Annotated in this window: 1 protein-coding gene and 1 pseudogene; one reads left to right on the top strand and one right to left on the bottom strand. The window is 57.4% G+C overall.

All coding sequences use genetic code 11. The features are described 5' to 3' along the window. A pseudogene (locus ACP5E6_RS18265) lies at positions 1-192 on the bottom strand (IS5/IS1182 family transposase); the annotation flags it as partial. A gap of 311 nt (positions 193-503) precedes the next feature. Between ACP5E6_RS18265 and ACP5E6_RS18260 the strand changes: the two are divergent. Continuing rightward, positions 504-2438: an APC family permease gene (locus tag ACP5E6_RS18260; RefSeq protein WP_427956737.1), complete on the top strand. Its 1935-nt coding sequence runs from the start codon at positions 504-506 to the stop codon at positions 2436-2438. The last annotated feature ends 39 nt before the right edge of the window (positions 2439-2477 follow it).

Raw genomic sequence — 2477 nt, 5'->3', positions numbered from 1 at the left:
CAGACCCAGCAGGAGCCGGGGGTGGTAGGACGCTTCACCCGAGCCGCGGTAGCTGCCGGTCATCGCCCGCAGGTCCAGTCCCTCAACCACTTCCACCACGAACCGCGCGAGGTGGCGTTGTGGCAGCCACTCATCGACCGATGGTGGCATCAGGAAGTCCATGTCGCGGTTGATCGGGCGGAAGTTGCTCATACGGCGGAGGTCCTGCGGGGCGAATCGTGTAACCCGATCCTACCGCTTAATTCCGCGTCGCGTTAAGCCCGACAGGCTGCTAGAACGGGTGAGACCTTCTGGAAGAAAATCCAGGTGCCGGGTACCTCCTGGGGTGGAACCCTCCCCGCGGACTTTCGATGGTGCGCATCGGAATTTGGTTGAGTTACCGACAAAGCATGCAGGGGGTGTCACTGCACCCTCTGCTACAGGGTGGACGGAGTCAAGGGGGGGATGTCCCGGGCACATCATCTCACCATATCCGCTTTTGAGGCAACGGGAGCGGCCATACGATGAACGATTCGGAACAGCCTTCTATACTGGAAAGGACGCTCGGCTTTGTGCTGGGCCGTCGCCTGGCGAACAGCGAAGGTCAGGGCGAAAAAATCGGGTTTCTCTCCGGGCTCGCGGCGCTGGATTTGGACGGACTCTCGTCGGCGGCTTACGGTCCGGAAGCCGCAATGGCAATACTTTTACCGATCGGCGCACTCAGCCTGTCGCTGGTGTTTCCGGTGATGCTGGCGGTGATCGGGCTACTGCTCGTGTTGTACTTGTCCTACTGGCAAATCATCACGGCCTATCCATCGAACGGGGGCGCGTACACCGTTGCCTCCGAAAATCTCGGGCAACAATTTGGTCTATTGGCAGCGACCGCTCTGATGCTTGATTACACGCTGAATGTGGCGGTCGGTATCTCGGCTGGCATCGGCGCCTTGACCTCCGCGTTGCCGGTGCTGGCTCCCCATACGCTCCTCCTCTGCCTGGCGGTTCTTGTTCTGGTGACGCTGGTAAATTTGCGCGGTGCTGCAGATGCCGGCGCAGTCTTCGTGATTCCGACCTACGTCTTTGTCGTGGGCTGGATCGTGATCCTGAGTCTGGGTCTGTGGTTCGTGGCATCCACGGGTGGCCATCCTCATCCGGTCATTCGACCGCCCAAGGTCGTGCTCATGCATGGGCAGCTCGGCGTTTGGATCCTATTTGCTGCCTTTGCCAACGGCTGCACGGCGATGACAGGGGTCGAAGCCGTGAGCAATGGTGTCTCTGCGTTCAAGGAACCTACCGTAAAGAACGCTCACCGCACGCTTTCCGGTATCGTCGTGCTCCTCGCGATCCTACTCGGTGGCATCGCCTACCTCGTAAAATTCTACGGCATCTATGCCATGGATCAAAATAAGCCGGGCTATCAGAGCGTCCTATCACAGTTGGCCCAGGCGATCGTCGGACATGGCTTCTTCTATTATGTCGCTATAGCCTCGACTTTGGCGGTTCTAAGTCTGGCAGCCAACACCAGCTTCAACGGGTTTCCACGGCTTTGCCGCCAACTGGCGCGGGATCGTTTTCTGCCGAAAGGGTTTGAACTTCCCGGCCGCAGACTGGTTTATACAGTTGGTATCCTGTTTTTGGCTCTCGCAGCCGGCGGCTTGCTTGTGTTATTCAATGGCATAACCGATGCTTTGATTCCCCTTTTCGCCATCGGCGCCTTTACCGCGTTCATCCTCTCGCAGGCGGGTATTGCAGTTTATTGGTGGCGTCAGCGCCATGCTGAGGGTCGTGGCTGGGTCTATCGCCTGATCATCAACGGATTTGGTGCAACCCTCACGACTGTCGCTCTCGCGATCATCATCGTGACTAAATTCATTTCGGGTGCCTGGATCACGCTCGTGGCCATTCCACTGCTCTTTGCGATCCTCTGGAAGATCAAGACGTACTACACCACGATCGAGCGCAAAATCGCATCCGGTCCCCTTCAATTTCGGTATCAATCCTCGCCGATCGTTCTGGTTATATTCCAAAACTGGGATGAATTGACAGCGAAGGCGCTGAAGTTCGCGATGCGCTTGTCGGGCGACATCACCGCTGTTCGCCTGACGGCGCTCGAGGGACCTGACGGTGACGAAAATGAGAGTCAACTGCGAGATGAATGGAGAATCAATGTCGAAGTACCCGCCGGCCAGGTCGGCTTTAAGATACCACGGTTGTTGTTGATAAAATCGCAATACCGGCAGTTCCTCGAACCGCTGGTTCAACTCGTCCAGAAAATTGAGAATGATGAGCCGGAGCGGACCGTGGCGATCCTGATCCCGGAAATGGTGATGCTACACTGGTGGGATTATCTGCTGCAGTCCTACCGGACCCGAAATCTGCGGGCGGCGTTGTTCAGAGAAGGCAGTTCGCGAACCGTCATCATCGATGTCCCTTGGCACGTTGGCCAAGGGCGATCGAACTGAAGTAACGGTTCGGCGTTGTTACATTCAGCGGGCCCTTGG

Origin of the sequence: Acidiphilium sp., from assembly GCF_049977125.1 — a bacterium.
Classification (GTDB): Bacteria; Pseudomonadota; Alphaproteobacteria; order Acetobacterales; family Acetobacteraceae; genus Acidiphilium.
The sequence above is the reverse complement of the archived record's forward strand: the minus strand, read 5'-3'. Positions and strand labels throughout refer to the sequence as shown.

Excerpts from the sequence above, each read along its gene's own strand:
- ACP5E6_RS18260 (WP_427956737.1), top strand. The coding sequence starts at position 504 with ATGAACGATTCGGAACAGCCTTCTATACTGGAAAGGACGCTCGGCTTT.